Annotated in this window: 14 protein-coding genes and 1 pseudogene; 8 read left to right on the top strand and 7 right to left on the bottom strand. The window is 70.0% G+C overall.

Annotated elements, in window-relative coordinates; translation table 11 throughout:
- Positions 1 to 84 precede the first annotated feature (84 nt).
- Positions 85 to 807, top strand: a pseudogene (locus ACWER9_RS19315) (MBL fold metallo-hydrolase); the annotation flags it as partial.
- Positions 808 to 1,070: 263 nt separating this feature from the next.
- On the opposite strand, the gene ACWER9_RS19310 reads toward ACWER9_RS19315, so the two are convergent.
- A complete protein-coding gene (locus ACWER9_RS19310; protein WP_357764224.1) occupies positions 1,071 to 2,021 on the bottom strand; it encodes a malate dehydrogenase in 951 nt (316 codons plus the stop codon).
- Between the two features lie 126 nt (positions 2,022 to 2,147).
- Positions 2,148 to 3,008, bottom strand: a complete 861-nt coding sequence (locus tag ACWER9_RS19305; RefSeq protein WP_354972629.1) for a bifunctional methylenetetrahydrofolate dehydrogenase/methenyltetrahydrofolate cyclohydrolase — start codon at positions 3,006 to 3,008, stop codon at positions 2,148 to 2,150.
- 447 nt (positions 3,009 to 3,455) lie between these two features.
- Here ACWER9_RS19305 and ACWER9_RS19300 point away from each other — a divergent pair, with 447 nt between their 5' ends.
- The 5 genes from ACWER9_RS19300 (at position 3,456) to ACWER9_RS19280 (ending at position 9,215) form a co-directional block, all read left to right on the top strand.
- Positions 3,456 to 5,057: a peptide ABC transporter substrate-binding protein gene (locus ACWER9_RS19300; protein WP_452303121.1), complete on the top strand. Its 1,602-nt coding sequence runs from the start codon at positions 3,456 to 3,458 to the stop codon at positions 5,055 to 5,057.
- Between the two features lie 196 nt (positions 5,058 to 5,253).
- Positions 5,254 to 6,192 (top strand): ABC transporter permease, encoded by a 939-nt coding sequence (locus tag ACWER9_RS19295; protein ID WP_124778296.1) that lies wholly within the window; start codon positions 5,254 to 5,256, stop codon positions 6,190 to 6,192.
- A 6-nt stretch (positions 6,193 to 6,198) separates the two neighbouring features.
- On the top strand, positions 6,199 to 7,155 hold the full coding sequence (locus ACWER9_RS19290; protein WP_452303120.1) for an ABC transporter permease: 957 nt from the start codon (positions 6,199 to 6,201) through the stop codon (positions 7,153 to 7,155).
- A 7-nt stretch (positions 7,156 to 7,162) separates the two neighbouring features.
- On the top strand, positions 7,163 to 8,203 hold the full coding sequence (locus ACWER9_RS19285; protein ID WP_452303119.1) for an ABC transporter ATP-binding protein: 1,041 nt from the start codon (positions 7,163 to 7,165) through the stop codon (positions 8,201 to 8,203).
- Positions 8,184 to 9,215, top strand: coding sequence for an ABC transporter ATP-binding protein (locus ACWER9_RS19280; RefSeq protein ID WP_452303118.1), 1,032 nt, complete (start codon positions 8,184 to 8,186; stop codon positions 9,213 to 9,215). Before ACWER9_RS19285 ends, ACWER9_RS19280 begins: the two co-directional genes overlap by 20 nt.
- Before the next feature lie 187 nt (positions 9,216 to 9,402).
- On the opposite strand, the gene purH is transcribed toward ACWER9_RS19280, so the two are convergent.
- Together purH and purN are read right to left on the bottom strand one after the other, a co-directional pair.
- Complete coding sequence (purH, locus tag ACWER9_RS19275; protein WP_452303117.1) at positions 9,403 to 10,974, bottom strand: bifunctional phosphoribosylaminoimidazolecarboxamide formyltransferase/IMP cyclohydrolase; 1,572 nt, start codon at positions 10,972 to 10,974, stop codon at positions 9,403 to 9,405.
- Entirely contained in the window at positions 10,971 to 11,591 is a 621-nt protein-coding gene (gene purN / locus ACWER9_RS19270; RefSeq protein WP_452303116.1) for a phosphoribosylglycinamide formyltransferase, read from the bottom strand. The genes purH and purN overlap by 4 nt, the downstream gene beginning before the upstream one ends.
- Before the next feature lie 289 nt (positions 11,592 to 11,880).
- Between purN and ACWER9_RS19265 the strand changes: the two genes are divergently transcribed.
- Positions 11,881 to 12,405: a DUF4190 domain-containing protein gene (locus ACWER9_RS19265; RefSeq protein ID WP_452303115.1), complete on the top strand. Its 525-nt coding sequence runs from the start codon at positions 11,881 to 11,883 to the stop codon at positions 12,403 to 12,405.
- 54 nt (positions 12,406 to 12,459) lie between these two features.
- On the opposite strand, the gene ACWER9_RS19260 is transcribed toward ACWER9_RS19265, so the two are convergent.
- A complete protein-coding gene (locus tag ACWER9_RS19260) occupies positions 12,460 to 13,764 on the bottom strand; it encodes a cell division protein PerM (protein WP_452303114.1) in 1,305 nt (434 codons plus the stop codon).
- 200 nt (positions 13,765 to 13,964) lie between these two features.
- On the opposite strand from ACWER9_RS19260, the gene ACWER9_RS19255 reads away from it, so the two are divergent.
- Positions 13,965 to 14,231, top strand: coding sequence for a DUF4190 domain-containing protein (locus ACWER9_RS19255; protein WP_357764197.1), 267 nt, complete (start codon positions 13,965 to 13,967; stop codon positions 14,229 to 14,231).
- Between the two features lie 60 nt (positions 14,232 to 14,291).
- On the opposite strand, the gene sucD is transcribed toward ACWER9_RS19255, so the two are convergent.
- Positions 14,292 to 15,179 (bottom strand): succinate--CoA ligase subunit alpha, encoded by an 888-nt coding sequence (gene sucD, locus ACWER9_RS19250; protein WP_452303113.1) that lies wholly within the window; start codon positions 15,177 to 15,179, stop codon positions 14,292 to 14,294.
- 2 nt (positions 15,180 to 15,181) lie between these two features.
- Positions 15,182 to 16,360 (bottom strand): ADP-forming succinate--CoA ligase subunit beta, encoded by a 1,179-nt coding sequence (gene sucC, locus ACWER9_RS19245; RefSeq protein WP_452303112.1) that lies wholly within the window; start codon positions 16,358 to 16,360, stop codon positions 15,182 to 15,184.
- Between the last annotated feature and the right edge of the window lie 106 nt (positions 16,361 to 16,466).

Raw genomic sequence — 16,466 nt, 5'->3', positions numbered from 1 at the left:
AAGCAGTACGAGCGTACTGCAATTGGCCCGGCAGCCCCCAGCCGGCCTCGACCAGCCGGCAGAACTGGGCTGCGCGGAACAGGAATGCCCTGGAATCATCGTCCGATGCCACTGAACCGCACCCTCGGGTCTATCACGATCACCGCGCTCACCGACGGTGAGGGTGCCTTCTTCCAGCCCCGCGCGGAGGCGTTTCCGCAGGCCACAGCGTTCCAATGGGCCGAGGCCGACAGGCGCGACCCCGACTCGGTGACCGCCGACGGGCAGTGGTGGCTACCCTTCCGCAGCTTCGCGATCCGCGCGGGCGACGGGCCGGTCACCCTCGTCGACGCCGGGATCGGCCCAACCGACGCCCCCGCCGCCAGTTGGGCGCCGGTCCCCGGCCGGCTGCCCGCCGAGTTGGCCGCCGCCGGCATCGACCCGGCCGACGTCGACACCGTCGTCCTGACGCACCTGCACAGCGACCACATCGGCTGGGCGGTCACCGGCACACCCGGGCAGCCGTACTTCCCGAACGCGAGCTACCTGATCCAGCGCACCGAACTCGACGCGGCGGAGACGCTCAACCCCGGGCTACCGGCCGGCCTCGTCGCACCCTTGCGCGCCGCCGGCCAGCTCCGGGCGGTCGACGGCGAGACCACCCTCACCCCGGCGGTACGTCTGCTGCCCACTCCCGGCCACACCCCCGGTCACCAGTCGGTGCTCCTGACCTCTGCCGACGAACGGGTGCTCTTCACCGGGGACCTGCTGGTGCACATGGTGCAGCTGGTCGACCCCGACCTGGCGTACGCCCACGAGGAAGACCCGGACGAAGCCCGCCGCTCCCGCCTGACCACCCTCCACACCCACACCCCCACCCCCTACCCTTTGACCCCACCGGGCGCCCCCGTACCGCCAGCACCGGGTGATCAAGAGGTTTGCGTCACCGAGGCCGCGATTCCTGACGCAAACCTCTTGATCACCGGGGACGGGCGCCCGGGGACGGGCGCCCGGGGGTGGGGTGGGGGTGGGGACGGCGAAGGGCCCGCCGGGTTGGTTGGCGGGCCCTTCGGGTGGTCTGGTTCGGGGAACTACATGCTGGAGATGTCGCCCTGCTTGGCGCGGACGGCTTCGGCAGCCTCCAGGAGGCTGGCGCGCTCGTCGGCGTCCAGGTCGGTCTCGACGACCCGCTTGACGCCCTCGGCGCCGATCTCGGCCTCGACACCCAGGTAGACACCGGAGATGCCGTACTCACCGTCGACCCAGGCGCAGACCGGCATGACGTCGCCGGAGTCCTCCGCGACGGCCTTCGCCATCCGGGCTGCGGCTGCCGACGGGGCGTAGTACGCCGAGCCGGTCTTGAGCAGCGCGACCACCTCGGCGCCACCGTTGCGGGTCTTGACGACCAGCTCCTCGATCTGCTCGGCCGGCATCGCGTCGCGCAGGGGCTTGCCGTTGACGGTGCTCTTCGACGGCACCGGGACCATGGTGTCGCCGTGCGAGCCGAGGGTCAGCGTGCGTACGGAGGCCACCGGCACGTTCAGCGCCTCGGCGACGAAGTTGCTGAACCGGGCGGTGTCGAGCATGCCGGCCTGACCTAGCACCCGGTTCTTCGGGAACTGGGTGGCGAGCTGGGCCAGCGCGGTCATCTCGTCGAGCGGGTTGGAGACCACGATGACGACGGCGTTGGGGGCGTACTTGGCGACGTTCTCGGCGACCTGACGGACGATCTTGGCGTTGGTCTCCAGCAGGTCCATCCGGCTCATGCCGGGCTTCCGCGGCAGACCAGCGGTGATCACGACGACGTCGGAGCCCTCGATGCTCTCGTAGCCCTCACCGTTGGGGCCGGTCGTCACGCCGACGACCTTGGTCTCGAAGCCCTCGATGGCCCGGGACTGGTTGAGGTCGAGCGCGAGGCCCGCGGGCTTGCCCTCCACGATGTCGGTGATCACTACGGTGTCGAAGACGTCGTACTCGGCCAGGCGCTGTGCGGTGGTGGAGCCGTAGAAGCCAGCCCCGACGACAGTGACCTTCTTACCCATGGTCGTCCCACTCCCTGATACCAGTCGGTTTTCCGGACCGTATCAGTCATCCTGGCACCGAACAGGCCAGGGGCGGCGGGGATCGCCGGGATGGGGCGAACGTCACCGGCGTCACCGGCGGGCGGATCAGCCGCGCTCGGCGCGCTCCACGACGTTGCTGAGCAGCATGGCCCGGGTCATCGGGCCGACACCTCCGGGCATGGGGACCAGCGCGCCGGCAGTCTCGGCCACCTCCGGGTCCACGTCGCCGGTGTAGCGACCCTTGCCGTCCGCGCCGATCACGCGGGTGATGCCGACGTCCACCACCACCGCGCCAGGGTTGATCATGTCGGCGGTGAGCAGACCCGGTACGCCGGCAGCGACGATCACGATGTCGGCGGCACGGGTGTGCGAGGCGAGGTCGAGGGTGCCGGTGTGGCACAGGGTGACAGTGGCGTTCTCGCTGCGCCTGGTGAGCAGCAGGCCGAGCGGTCGGCCGACGGTGTTGCCTCGACCGACCACCGCGACGGTAGCGCCGCGCAGCGCCACGTCGTGCCGGCGGAGCAGCTCGACGATGCCGCGCGGGGTGCAGGGCAGCGGGCCGTCGTAGCCGAGCACGAGCCGACCCAGGTTGACCGGGTGCAGGCCGTCGGCGTCCTTGTCCGGGTCGATCAACTCCAGCACCCGCTGGGTGTCGAGGTGGGCCGGCAGCGGGAGTTGGACGATGTAGCCGTGGCACGCCGGGTCGGCGTTCAGCTCGGCCAGCACGTCGTCGACCTGCTGCTGGGTGGCGTCGGCGGGCAGTTCGCGGCGGATCGAGGCGATGCCCACCTCGGCGCAGTCGCGGTGCTTGCCGTTGACGTACGCCTGGCTGCCCGGATCTGCCCCGACCAGGACGGTGCCGAGCCCCGGGGTGATGCCGCGTTCCGCGAGTGCCTTCACCCGGATGCGCAGCTCGTCCTTGATCTCCGCCGCGGTTGCCTTGCCGTCCAGAAGCGTCGCCGTCACGACCAGATCGTCTCACGGCCACCACGCACGATTCAGACGACCTCGCTCGGGTCGTCTGCCGTCACCCTCGATCACCATCAGCAAATGTGACCATCCGTGACGTGTTTCTAGTCACTCTCGGTGAACAGATGTTCATTCGGTCACCATCGAACCAGACATCGCGGTCTCGGCCGGCCAAGACCGGATGGACGCCACGGCGGGTGTCAGCGCGATCCAGACCGTCACGACCGGACTCGAAAGCAGCCGCTTATTCGCAGACAGACGACGTTTGTACGGTTTGGCGTAGCAGATGCACCCGGTCCCGACAAGGGAGGCAACCCCAGACCGTTACCCAGCCGCAACCGCGTCGTTGTCGAAGGCCCGCCTCCGACCTACCGTTACCGCTTGTTGCGCAGCGTAACCCAGCGTCGGGCCTGACTGCGCAGCGTGAGGAGATGAGGAGGCTCAATGCGAGTTCGTAGACTCGCCGCCTGGACCGCCCTCCCGCTCGCGGTGACGCTGGGCCTCGCGGCCTGCGGCAGCGGCGGCGACGGTGGATCCGGTGGCAGCGACAGTTCGGCGGTCAGCATCCAGATCGGCGAGCCGAAGCACCTGGTTCCCACGAACACCACCGAGACGTCCGGGTCACAGGTGCTCGCCGGCCTGTTCAGCCCGCTCGTCGACTACGACGCCCAGAACAAGCCGTACGAGGTCGCCGCCCAGTCGATCACCTCGTCCGACAACAAGGTCTGGACGATCAAGCTCAAGGACGGCTTCACCTTCCACAACGGTGAGAAGGTCACGGCCGAGGACTACATCAACGCGTGGAACTACGGCGCGTACGCCCCCAACGGTCAGGACAGCAACTACTTCTTCGAGAAGATCGCTGGCTACGCGGACCTGCAGGGCAAGGCGCCGAAGGCCAAGGAGATGTCCGGCCTGAAGAAGGTCGACGACCTCACCTTCACCGCGACGCTGTCCGAGCCGTACATCGACTTCAAGACGACGCTTGGCTACAACGCGTTCTACCCGATGCCGGACGCCGCGTTCTCGGCTCCCGGCGTGCTCAAGGACTCCTACGAGCAGGCGCCGATCGGGCAGGGCCCCTTCAAGATGAAGGGCACCTGGCAGCACGACAGCAAGATCGAGGTCGAGCGCTACGACGCGTACCCGGGTGAGAAGCCCAAGGTCAAGGACGTCGAGTTCCGGATCTACCAGCAGCTGACCGCGGCCTACGCGGACGTCCTGGCGGACAACCTGGACGTGCTGCCCACGATCCCGACCGAGAGCCTGAGCACCGCGCCGAGCGACCTTGGCGACCGGTACAAGACCAGCCCGATGTCGTCGTTCCAGTTCCTCGCGTTCCCGACGTTCGACAAGGACTACAGCAACCCGGACGTCCGCAAGGCCATCTCGATGGCGATCGACCGTGACGAGATCACCAAGTCGGTCTTCAAGGGCTCGCAGACGTCTGCCCGCTCCTTCGTCTCGCCGGTCCTGCCGGGCTACCGGGAGAACACCGCGGGCAAGGCCGGCGAGTTCAACCCGACCGAGGCCAAGAAGCTCTACCAGGCCGCCGGTGGTCCTGCGAAGATCGTCATCTCGTACAACGGCGACGGCGGGCACAAGGACTGGGTCGACGCCACCGTCAACCAGCTCAAGGCCAACCTGGGCGTGGACGCCGTGGGCTCGGCCGAGCCGAAGTTCGCCGACCTGCTCACCAAGGTCGAGAAGAAGACGCCGGTGGGCGCGTTCCGGATGGGTTGGGTCATGGACTACCCGACCATGGAGGACTACCTCGGCCCGCTGTACAGCACGAACGGCTCGTCGAACTACTACGGCTACAGCAACCCGGAGTTCGACAAGCTGGTCAAGGAGGGTTCCGCCGCCAAGACGCAGGACGAGGCGATCGCCAAGTACCAGCAGGCGGAGGACATCCTGGCCAAGGACATGCCGGTGATCCCGCTCCGCTTCGGCGAGAACGTGTTCGGCCACTCGTCCAAGGTCAAGAACGTCGAGATGGACCTGTTCCAGCGGGTCAACCTCGTCAAGATCGAAGCAGCCAGCTGAGCTGACCATGGTGCGGGCCACCCGGGCGACGAAGCCCGGGTGGCCCGGACCGCACCACCGGGGGCCGGACCGCAGCGGCGGGTCCGGCCCGGTGGTGCCGGCTCCCCCGGGTCGGACGGAACGTCTCGGATATTGGGGTACGACCAGAGATGCCGTCCTGCGACCCTTTCGCACATTTCCGGAGAGACTGCTAAGCATGTTCCGCTACATCCTGCGGCGCCTACTCCAGATGGTCCTGGCGTTCTTCGGGACCACCCTGATCGTCTACGCGCTGACATTCGCCGGGCAGGGCGACCCGATCCAGGCGCTCGCCGGCGAACGACCGGTGACGCCAGCGCAACGGGCCTACCTGACCGAGAAGTACCACCTGGACGCCACAGGCGTCGGGGGCTTCTTCTACCGCTACTTCGACTACGTGAAGAACCTGCTCCAGGGCAACCTGGGCGAGTCACTCACCGGTCGGAACATCGGTGACATCCTCCAGCAGGCCTGGCCGGTCACCGTGCGGCTCGCGCTCATCGCGCTCGCTGTGGCGATCATCTTCGGCGTCACCGCCGGTGTCCTCGCCGGCATCCGCCGGGCCAGCATCTTCGACAACTCGACGCTGGTGCTGACCCTGCTGGTGCTGGGCATCCCCACCATCGTGCTGGCGCCGTTGGCGCAGTACTTCCTGGGCGTCAAGTGGCAGCTCTTCCCACCCACCGCCGGGTCCGACCCGACGTTCTACGCGCTCCTGCTGCCGGGCATCGTGCTCGGCTCGCTGTCGCTTGCCACCGCCCTACGACTCACCCGGGCCTCGGTGGCGGAGAACCTGCGCGCCGACTACGTCCGGACCGCCCGCTCCAAGGGCCTGGTCAAGCGGCGCATCGTCATCGTCCACGTGCTGCGCAACTCGCTGATCCCGGTGGTCACCTTCCTCGGGGTGGAACTGGGCAACCTGATGAGCGGCGCGATCATCACCGAGGGCGTCTTCAACATCCCGGGTGTGGGCTTCAACCTCTTCCGCGGCATCCGCACCGAGGACGGCCCCCTGGTGGTGGGCATCGTCAGCGTGCTCGTCGTGGTCTACCTGGTCTCGAACCTGGTGGTGGACGTCCTGTACGCCGTACTCGACCCGAGGATCCGCTATGAGTGAGCAGGCATGAGCGACTTTGAGACTGTGGCGTCCACCGAGAACCAGGCCGCGCGACGCGGCCCTTCCGGGGAGCCCGGCACACCCAACCAGATCGGCGCCGCGCAGAAGCCCCGCAGCCTGGCCGGGGACGCCTGGCGCGACCTGCGCCGCAACCCGATCTTCTGGATCTCGTTGGCGTTGGTCGTCATCTTCACCCTGATGGCCCTGCTCCCCGGGGTCTTCACCGCCAACAACCCGAACGACTGCCTACTCTCCCGGCAGCACGCCGGGCCGTCCGGCGGGGCCATCTTCGGGTACGACTTCCAGGGCTGCGACACGTACTCCCGGGCGGTCTACGGCACCCGGGCATCGCTGCTTGTCGGCGCGCTCGCCGCCCTCGGCACCGGCATCATCGCGCTCGTGGTCGGCATGTTGGCCGGTTACTTCGGCCGCTGGGTCGACGCGGTGCTCTCCCGGGTGATCGACGTGGTGCTCGGTATCCCGCTGCTGCTGGCCGCGATCGTGCTGCTCAAGCGGGTGTCCAGTGACAGCCAGACGGCCCGGATCGGCGCGGTCGTCTTCGTCCTGGCCCTCCTCGGGTGGACCACCGCCGCCCGCGTGGTCCGGTCCTCGGTGATCACCGCCAAGGAGCAGGACTACGTCGCGGCGGCCCGGATGCTCGGCGCCGGCAACAGCCGGATCATGTGGCGGCACATCCTGCCGAACTCGCTGGCCCCGGCGATCGTCGTGTTGACCATCGCGCTGGGCTCGTTCATCGCGGCCGAGGCGACGCTCTCGTTCCTGGGCATCGGCCTGAAGGCTCCCACCATCTCGTGGGGCCAGGACATCGACACCGGCCGGATCCACATGCGGGAGGCGGCCACCCCGCTGATCGTCCCGTCGGCCTTCCTGGCGCTGACCGTGCTGGCGTTCATCATGCTCGGCGACGCGATCCGTGACGCCTTCGACCCGAAGCTGCGGTGAGACCCTCATGACCCACTCCACAGTCCAACCCACGCCCGCCTCCGCCACGCCCGAGGGCGGTCACCTGCTGGAGTTGCGGGACCTGCACGTCGAGTTCCGCACCAACGAGGGTGTGGCCCGGGTGATCAACGGTGTGTCGTACCACCTGGATGCCGGCGAGACCCTCGCGGTGCTCGGTGAATCCGGCTCGGGCAAGTCGGTCACCGCGCAGGCGATCATGGGCATCCTGGACACGCCGCCCGCGTTCGTCCGCTCCGGCCAGATCCTCTACCAGGGTGAGGACCTGCTCACCCGCTCCGAGGAGCAGCGTCGGCAGGTACGCGGCAAGGAGATCGCGATGATCTTCCAGGACGCGCTCTCCGCCCTAAACCCGGTCTTCCCGGTCGGTTGGCAGATCGGTGAGACGCTGCGCCAGCGCGCCGGCATGTCCCGAGCCGACGCTCGACGTCGCGCCATCGAGCTGATGGATCTGGTCAAGATCCCGGGTGCCGCGAAGCGGATCGGCGACTACCCGCACCAGTTCTCCGGTGGTATGCGGCAGCGCGTCATGATCGCCATGGCGTTGGCGCTGGACCCGAAGGTGTTGATCGCCGACGAGCCCACCACCGCACTCGACGTGACGGTGCAGGCCCAGATCATGGACCTGCTCGCCGACCTGCGCCGGGACCTCAACATGGCGATGATCCTGATCACCCACGACCTGGGCGTGGTCGCCGGTGTCGCGGACCGCATCGCGGTCATGTACGCCGGCCGGATCGTCGAGCACGCCGACGTCCGCTCGCTCTACAGGGCGCCCGCCCACCCGTACACCAAGGGGTTGTTGGAGTCGATCCCGCGCCTGGACGTCCGCGGCCAGGAACTGTCGACGATCAAGGGGTTGCCGCCGAACCTGATGCGCATCCCGTCCGGCTGCCCGTTCCACCCCCGGTGCCCGTACGTCCAGCAGGTCTGCGTGGACGAGGTGCCGCACGACCTGGTCCTCGGCGACGGCCGGACCAGCGCTTGCCACTTCGCGCAGGAGGTCCGTGATGACAGCGTCGCCCGCTAACCCGACGAAGGTCCGCGGCGAGACGATCCTCTCCGTCGACAATCTGGTGAAGCACTTCCCGATCACCCAGGGCGTGCTGTTCCAGCGGCAGATCGGGGCGGTGAAGGCCGTCGACGGGGTGAGCTTCGAGCTGCGTCGGGGCGAGACCCTCGGCGTGGTCGGCGAGTCCGGCTGCGGCAAGTCCACCCTCGCCCGGCTGCTGATGCGGTTGGAGACGCCCACCTCCGGACGCGCCACCCTGGAGGGCAGGGACCTGTTCAAGGCGTCCGGGGGTGAGCTGCGCCGGCTGCGTCGCAACATGCAGATGGTGATGCAGGACCCGTACACCTCGCTGAACCCGCGGATGACCGTCGGCGACATCATCGGCGAGCCGTTCGAGATCCACCCGGACGCCGCACCGAAGGGCAGCAAGGCCAAGCGGGTCCAGGAACTGTTGGACCTGGTCGGGCTCAACCCCGAGCACATCAACAGGTACCCGCACCAGTTCTCCGGCGGTCAGCGTCAGCGCATCGGCATCGCCCGCGCCCTCGCGCTGAAGCCCGAGGTCATCGTCTGCGACGAGCCGGTGTCGGCGCTCGACGTCTCCATCCAGGCCCAGGTGATCAACCTGCTCAAGCAGCTACAGGGCGAGCTGGGTCTCTCGTATATCTTCATCGCCCACGACCTGTCCGTGGTGCGGCACATCGCCGACCGCGTCGCGGTGATGTACCTCGGCCGGATCGTCGAGATCGGCACCGAGGACGAGATCTACGAGCGGGCGACCCACCCGTACACCCAGGCTCTGCTCTCCGCCGTGCCGGTGCCGGACCCGGAGGCCCGCGACCAGCGCAACATGATCCGGCTGGTCGGCGACGTGCCGAGCCCGGCCGATCCGCCGAGCGGGTGCCACTTCCGGACCCGCTGCTGGAAGGCCCAGGAGATCTGCGCGGTGGAGGACCCGGCAACGGTCCCGAGGGCTGCGGACCCGCACCCCTCCGCCTGCCACTTCGCCGAACTCCGCCCCGCCACCTGACACCATCCCCGCCGTCCCGCCGTCCCCGCCGTCCCCCGCCGTCCCCGCCGTCCCCGCCGTCCCCGCCGTCCCCGCCGGGGATCATGGAGTTGTGGTGGCCGTTCTATCAGCCGACGCCCCTTTTGCGGGGCACCACAACTCCATGATCGACGGGGGCGGGGGGCGGGGGCGGCGGCCGGCGGGCGGGTTAGTGGAAGAAGTGGCGGGTTTTGGTTAGGTACATCGTTACGTTGGCCTTCTTGGCTGCTTCGATGACCTCTTCGTCGCGGATGGAGCCGCCGGGCTGCACGATGGCGCGGACGCCGGCGTCGATGAGGATCTGCGGGCCGTCGGCGAACGGGAAGAATGCGTCCGAGGCGGCGACCGAGCCCCGGGCCCGGTCGGCGCCGGCTCGGGTGACGGCAAGCTGCGCCGAGTCGACCCGGTTGACCTGACCCATGCCGACCCCGACGGTGGCGCCGCCCTTGGCCAGCAGGATCGCGTTGCTCTTCACCGCGCGGACCGCCCGCCACGCGAACGCGAGGTCCCGCAGCAGGTCCTCGTCGGCGGCCTCACCTGTCGCCAACTGCCAGTTGGCCGGGTCGTCGCCGGGGGCGTTCACCCGGTCGGCGACCTGAGCCAGCACGCCGCCGGTCACCTGCCGCAACTCGACGAGCGCCGGCGTCCAGGCGGGCGCCCGCAGCAGCCGGATGTTCTTCTTGCCCTGCAACACCTCCACCGCGCCCTCGTCGAAGCCGGGGGCGACCACCACCTCGGTGAAGATCTCGGCGACCTGCTGGGCCAGCTCGACCGAGACCGGCCGGTTGACCGCGATGACGCCGCCGAACGCCGACACCGGGTCGCAGGCGTGCGCCAGACGGTGCGCCTCGGCGACGTCCGCGCCGACCGCGATGCCGCACGGGTTGGCGTGCTTGATGATCGCCACCGCCGGCTGGTCGGCGAAGTCGTTGGCGGCCCGCCAGGCGGCGTCGGCGTCGACGTAGTTGTTGTACGACATCTCCTTGCCGTGCAGCTGCTCGGCCTGGGCCAGTCCCGCCGGGGCGTCCGGGTCGGTGTAGAGCGCGGCGGGCTGGTGCGGGTTCTCGCCGTAACGCAGCGCTGCCGACTTGCGCAGTGCCAGCCCGGCGAACTGCGGCCACCAGTCGTCGGCAGGGGCCAACTCCCGGGCGCACCACTGGGCCACCGCGACGTCGTACTCGGCGATGTCGGCGAACGCCCGCGCGGCCAGCGCCCGACGCTGGGCCAGTGTGAAGCCACCCTCGCCGAGCGCGCCGATCAACGCCGGGTAACCGGCCGGGTCGGTGAGCACGGCGACCGAGGCGTGGTTCTTGGCGGCGGCGCGCACCATGGCCGGACCGCCGATGTCGATCTGCTCCACGCACTCCTCGACGTCGGCGCCGGAGGCGACGGTCGCCTGGAACGGGTAGAGGTTGGAGACCAGCAGGTCGAACGCCGAGACGCCCAGCTCGTCGAGCTGCGTGACGTGGGTGTCCTTGCGCAGGTCCGCGAGGAGACCCGCGTGCACCTTCGGGTGCAGGGTCTTCACCCGGCCGTCGAGCACCTCGGGGAACCCGGTCACCGTCTCCACCGGCGTCACCGGCACGCCGGCGGCGGCGATGGTGCCCGCCGTGCTGCCGGTGGAGACGATCTCCACACCGGCAGCGTGCAGGGCCTGAGCCAGCTCGACCAGCCCGGACTTGTCGTAGACGCTGACAAGCGCCCGCCTGATCGGGCGGCGCCCGTCCTGAGTGGGACTCACGGAACCGTGACCTTCCTTCCGGTGATGGTCCAGCCTTCGCGGACCAGCCGACCGACCTGCTCGACGAGCTGGCGACGCTCGGCTTCCTTGATGCGCTCGGTGAGCGTGTCGACGTCGTCGTCGTCGAGCACCGGCACCGCGACCTGCGCGACGATCGGCCCGGTGTCCATGCCGGCGTCGACGAAGAAGAGGGTGGCTCCGGTGAGCTTCACGCCGTAGGCGAGGGCGTCACGCGGGCCATGGATGCCGGGGAACGCCGGCAGCAGCGTGTTGTGGGTGTTCAGGTAGCGGTCGCCGAAGGCGGCGAGGAAGTGCGGGCCGACCAGCTTCAGGAAACCGGCGGAGATGACGAGGTCGGGTTGGTGCTTCGCGACGTGCGCGGTGAGCGCCAGGTCCCAGTCCTCCCGGGTGTCGTGGTCGCGGACCCGCTCGACGAAGGTCGGCACCCCCGCGGCGTCGGCCCGGTCCAGGCCCGCGATGCCGTCGCGGTCCGCGCCGACCGCGACGACCTGTGCGCCGTATGCGGGGTCGGCGGCGGCATCAAGCAACGACTGGAGGTTGCTTCCGGAGCCGGAGACGAGGACGACGATGCGGGCGACAGACGCGGGCTCGGTCACCGGGCCACCCTATCGGGCAGGTCAGCGACGCCCTCCGGCCGGGCGGCGCGCCGATCTTCGGCAGTTCCGACGTGCGTCCACCCGGTACGCTGCCGCTCGCTCGGGCCGAACGCCGCGCCGGCCCACACACCACCCCTGATCCGGCACACGAAGCGGTCGACAAGGGCAACTTTGCCTGCTTTGGGAGACATGTCGTCCTGTTGCTGTACTGGGCTTTGGGAGGACTGACCGCGATCATGGATGGAAATAAGAGCACCAACTGACGGAACCAGTCCAAGGAGCTTCTCGAATGCAGCCCGGTAACCCCGGTCAGGACCCGTACGGCCAGCAGCCCAACCAGGACCCGACCGCTCCCCAGCCGCCGGCCTCCCCGTACGGCCAGCAGCCGCAGGACCCGTACGCCGCACCGCAGGCCCCGTACGGTCAGCAGCCCACCTCGGGGCAGCCGTACGGCCAGCAGCCGCCGTACCAGGACCCGTACGCCCAGCAGCAGCCCCAGTACGGCGGCGGTCCGACGTACCCGAACGCCGGGTACCCGCAGGCGCAGGGGCAGAACAACACCCTCGGCCTGGTGTCGATGATCCTCGGTATCGCGTCGATCCCGCTGGTCTGCTGCCTGTACCTGGGCATCCCGGTCGGCATCGCCGGCATCGTGACCGGCTATCTCGCCAAGCAGAAGGTGGCCCAGGGTCAGGCCAACAACGCCGGCCAGGCCAAGGCCGGTCTGATCTGCGGCGCGGTCGGCGTCGGGCTGGGCATCCTGCTGCTCATCCTGAGCGTCGTGGCGCAGGTGAACCTGCCCACCCAGCCCTGACGGGCTCGGCTTCGACGGGGCGTTCCGGGTCCGCCCGGGGCGCCCCGCGCTCGTCTAGGTGTTCTGCCCAGAGAGGTTGGGGACGCGGGTCAGCGCCCGGGTGGCGGCGGCGCCGAGGAGCGCGCCGGCCGCGATGACACCTGCCGCCACCGCCCCGACCTGCCAACCCACCGGCCCGACCTGGGCCAGCCGACCCGCGCCGAGCGGCCCGCCGGAGATCGCGGCGGCGACACCGAGCAGGACTCCGGCCACCGGCCCGGCCAGCACCGCCGGTGCCAGCAACTCGGCCCACCGCTGTGCAGCCCGCTCCGGGCCGGCGAGTCGCGCCACCCGACGGGCGAGCAGCCAGCCGGCGACCATCCCGGCCAGCACGGGCACCGCGAGCAGCAGGCTGCCGAGACCGTCCACCGGGCCGCGTGGCAGCCCAGCGAGCAGGGGCACGGCCGGAAGCGCGCCGACCGACACCTCGCTGGTGCGGACCGCGGTGTCGGTCCCGACCGCGAAGCCCGGCCCGAGCAGGTAACTCGTCGACCAGACCGCCGCGTTCGGCGCGTACGCGACGCTGACCAGGGTGATGCCGGCCTGCCCGGCGACTCCGGTGCGGTACGCCCCGATCATGTCGGCCGCGTCGCCGCCGCCGGTGGCCACCGCCAGACCGGCCCCGCCCGCGCCCGCGCCGAGCAGCAGCAGCCCGGCCACCAGGCCGGTGCGCACCCCGTCGCGGACCGGGCCCGGCATCCGGCCGACGAGCAACCGGGTCACCGCGGTGATCCGAACCGCGCCGACCAACGCGGCGAGGGTGCCGACCACCGCGAACGTGACACCCGCCCGGACCAGGGACACGTCCGGCCCGCCGGTGCCGACGAGCACGGCCGAGAGCGTGCCGAGCAGCGCGTAGGCGACACCGACCGCACTCGCGGCGAGCAGCGCCCGGCGCGGAGAGCGGGTGTCGCGGGCGCCGATCGCGCGGCTGACGTGCACCCCGGCCCGGGTCAGCCGCCAGAGCGCGAGCACGGTAAGCGCGAGCGGGGCGAGCCCGAGCGGACCGGACTCGGTGTGCAGTGGAACGCCGTGCCCGAGCAGCCAGCCCGCAAGCGCGGTGCGCAGCGTGCCGGTCAGGGTGGTGGAGTCCGCGCCGAGCTGCGCCAGGCCGAGCACGATGGCGACCGGCAGGTACGAGGTGAGAGCGGCCCAGCAGGCGGCCACCCCGGCGGCGACGGGCAACGGCGCACGCCCGCGCGGCGACCCACCCGCGCGGGGCGCGGGCACCCGCCGGGCGGGTGCGGCACGGTCGACCGGCCGGTCGTCGGCGCTCACACCGCCGGGACGGCTGGGACGGTCAGGGGTGACGGGGGACATCCGCTCTACTCTGGCACGTCGCGCGGGCTGTGGCAGTCCGTTAACCCCTCCTGAGGACGGCGAGTTCACCGAACCGGCGTCCTGCCCACCCGGGCCGGTCTAGCCTCGGCCCAGAGGGGGCCCGAGTCGTCACCACCCACGACGGGCCGGCCGGTCGCGGTCCGGACCGGCACGTCGCCCATGAGCGTTCGGAGGAAGCTGTGACGACGCCATACCCGCCTCCCCCGCCACCACCGGCCCGGGGACGCGACCGAACCACCCTGTGGGGCGTGCTGGGCATCGTGCTGGGGCTCATCTGCTGCGGAATCTTCGGCATCGTCTTCGGCTACCTGTCCATCCGTGACGCCCGCCGGTACGGGCAGTCGCCGCTGCTCGGTTACCTCGCCATCGCCTTCGGCGTGATCAACATCATCGGCGGGGCGATCCTGCGGGCGACCGGCAACTACCCGTTCTGGAACAACGACTGACGCGTACGCCGAAGGGGGCCGACCGCAACCGGTCGACCCCCTTCGTGTTGCCTGACCGGCTCAGCTGCCGGACATGATCTCCCGCATCAGGTTCGCGGTCTCGGTCGGCGTCTTGCCGACCTTGACGCCGACCGCCTCGAGCGCCGCCTGCTTCGCGTCGGCGGTGCCGGCCGAGCCGGAGATGATCGCCCCGGCGTGACCCATGGTCTTACCGGGGGGAGCGGTGAAGCCGGCGATGTAGCCGACCACCGGCTTGGTGACGTTGGCCTTGATGAACTCGGCGGCCCGCTCCTCGGCGTCGCCACCGATCTCACCGATCATGACGATGGCGTCGGTCTCCGGGTCGGCCTCGAACGCGGCGAGGGCGTCGATGTGGGTGGTCCCGATGATCGGGTCACCGCCGATGCCGACACAGGTGGAGAAGCCGATGTCGCGCAGCTCGTACATCATCTGGTAGGTCAGCGTGCCGCTCTTGCTGACCAGGCCGATGCGGCCGGAGCCGGTGATGTCGGCCGGGATGATGCCGGCGTTGGACGCGCCCGGCGAGGCGATGCCCGGGCAGTTCGGCCCGATAATCCTGGTCCGCTCGCCCTGCGCGACGTTGTACGCCCAGAACGACGCGGTGTCGTGCACCGGGACGCCCTCGGTGATCACCACGGCCAGGCCGATCGCGGCGTCGATCGCCTCGACCACGGCGGCCTTGGTGAACTGCGGCGGCACGAAGATGACCGTGACGTCGGCCCCGGTCTCGGCCATCGCGTCCGCGACGGACGCGAAGACCGGCAGCTCGGTGCCGTCGAAGTCGACCTTCTGGCCCGCCTTGCGCGGGTTGACGCCACCCACCACGTTGGTGCCGGCGGCAAGCATCCGCCGGGTGTGCTTGGAACCCTCGGAACCGGTCATCCCCTGGACGATGACCTTCGAGTCCTTGGTCAGCCAGATAGCCATGATCAGACCCCCGCAGCTGCCAGCTCGGCGGCCCGCTCGGCCGCACCGTCCATGGTGTCCACCCGCTGCACGAGCGGGTTGTTCGCGCCGTCCAGGATCGCCCGGCCAGCCTCGGCGTTGTTGCCGTCGAGACGGACGACGAGCGGCTTGGTGACCTGCTCGCCTCGCTGCTCCAGCAGGGCCAGCGCCTGGATGATGCCGTTGGCGACCTCGTCGCAGGCGGTGATGCCGCCGAAGACGTTGACGAAGACGCTCTTCACGGCCGGGTCGGAGAGCACGATCTCCAGCCCGTTCGCCATCACCGCGGCGCTCGCGCCACCGCCGATGTCGAGGAAGTTGGCCGGCTTGACGTTGCCGTGCCGCTCACCGGCGTACGCGACCACGTCGAGGGTCGACATGACCAGACCCGCGCCGTTGCCGATGATGCCGACCTCACCGTCGAGCTTGACGTAGTTGAGGTCCTTGGCCTTGGCGGCCTGCTCCAGCGGGTCCACCGCGGCCTGGTCGACAAGGGCCTCGTGGTCCGGGTGCCGGAACGCCGCGTTCTCGTCCAGGCTGATCTTGGCGTCGAGCAGCAGCATCGTGCCGTCGCCGTTCTTGGCGAGCGGGTTGACCTCGACCAGGGTGGCGTCCTCGGCGACGAACGCCTGCCACAGGCCGACGGCGATCTCGACCACCTGGTCGGCGACCTCGGCCGGGAAGCCGGCAGCGGTCACGATCTCGCGGGCCTTGGCCTCGTCCACGCCCTTGACAGCGTCGATCGGGGCCTTCACGACCTTGTCGGGGGTGTCGGCGGCCACCTGCTCGATGTCCATGCCGCCGGCGACGCTGGCGATGCAGAGGAAGGTGCGGTTCGCCCGGTCGAGCAGGTACGAGAAGTAGTACTCCTCGGCCACGTCCGCGGTCACCGTGATCATGACCTTGTGGACGGTGTGACCCTTGATGTCCATGCCGAGGATGTCGGTGGACCGAGCCACCGCCTCATCCGGGCCCTCGGCCAGCTTGACGCCGCCGGCCTTACCTCGGCCGCCGACCTTTACCTGCGCCTTGACGACCACACGGCCGCCGAGGCGTTCGGCGATCGCGCGGGCCTCTTCCGGGGTAGTGGCGACGCCGCCGGCGAGCACGGGCAAGCCGTGCCGCTCGAACAGGTCCCGCCCCTGGTACTCGTACAGGTCCACGATTGCGCGTCCCGTCCCGTCTCCGCGGCGCGCCGTCGCGCCGCCACCAGCGTTCAGAAAACAGTTTGACGCCTGTCATCAGTTGAAACAGGCCATTGGCCGCAGC

The sequence above is a fragment of the Micromonospora sp. NPDC003944 genome, from assembly GCF_053605225.1.
Note: the sequence above shows the minus strand (reverse complement) of the source record. Positions and strands in the feature narration are given on the sequence as shown.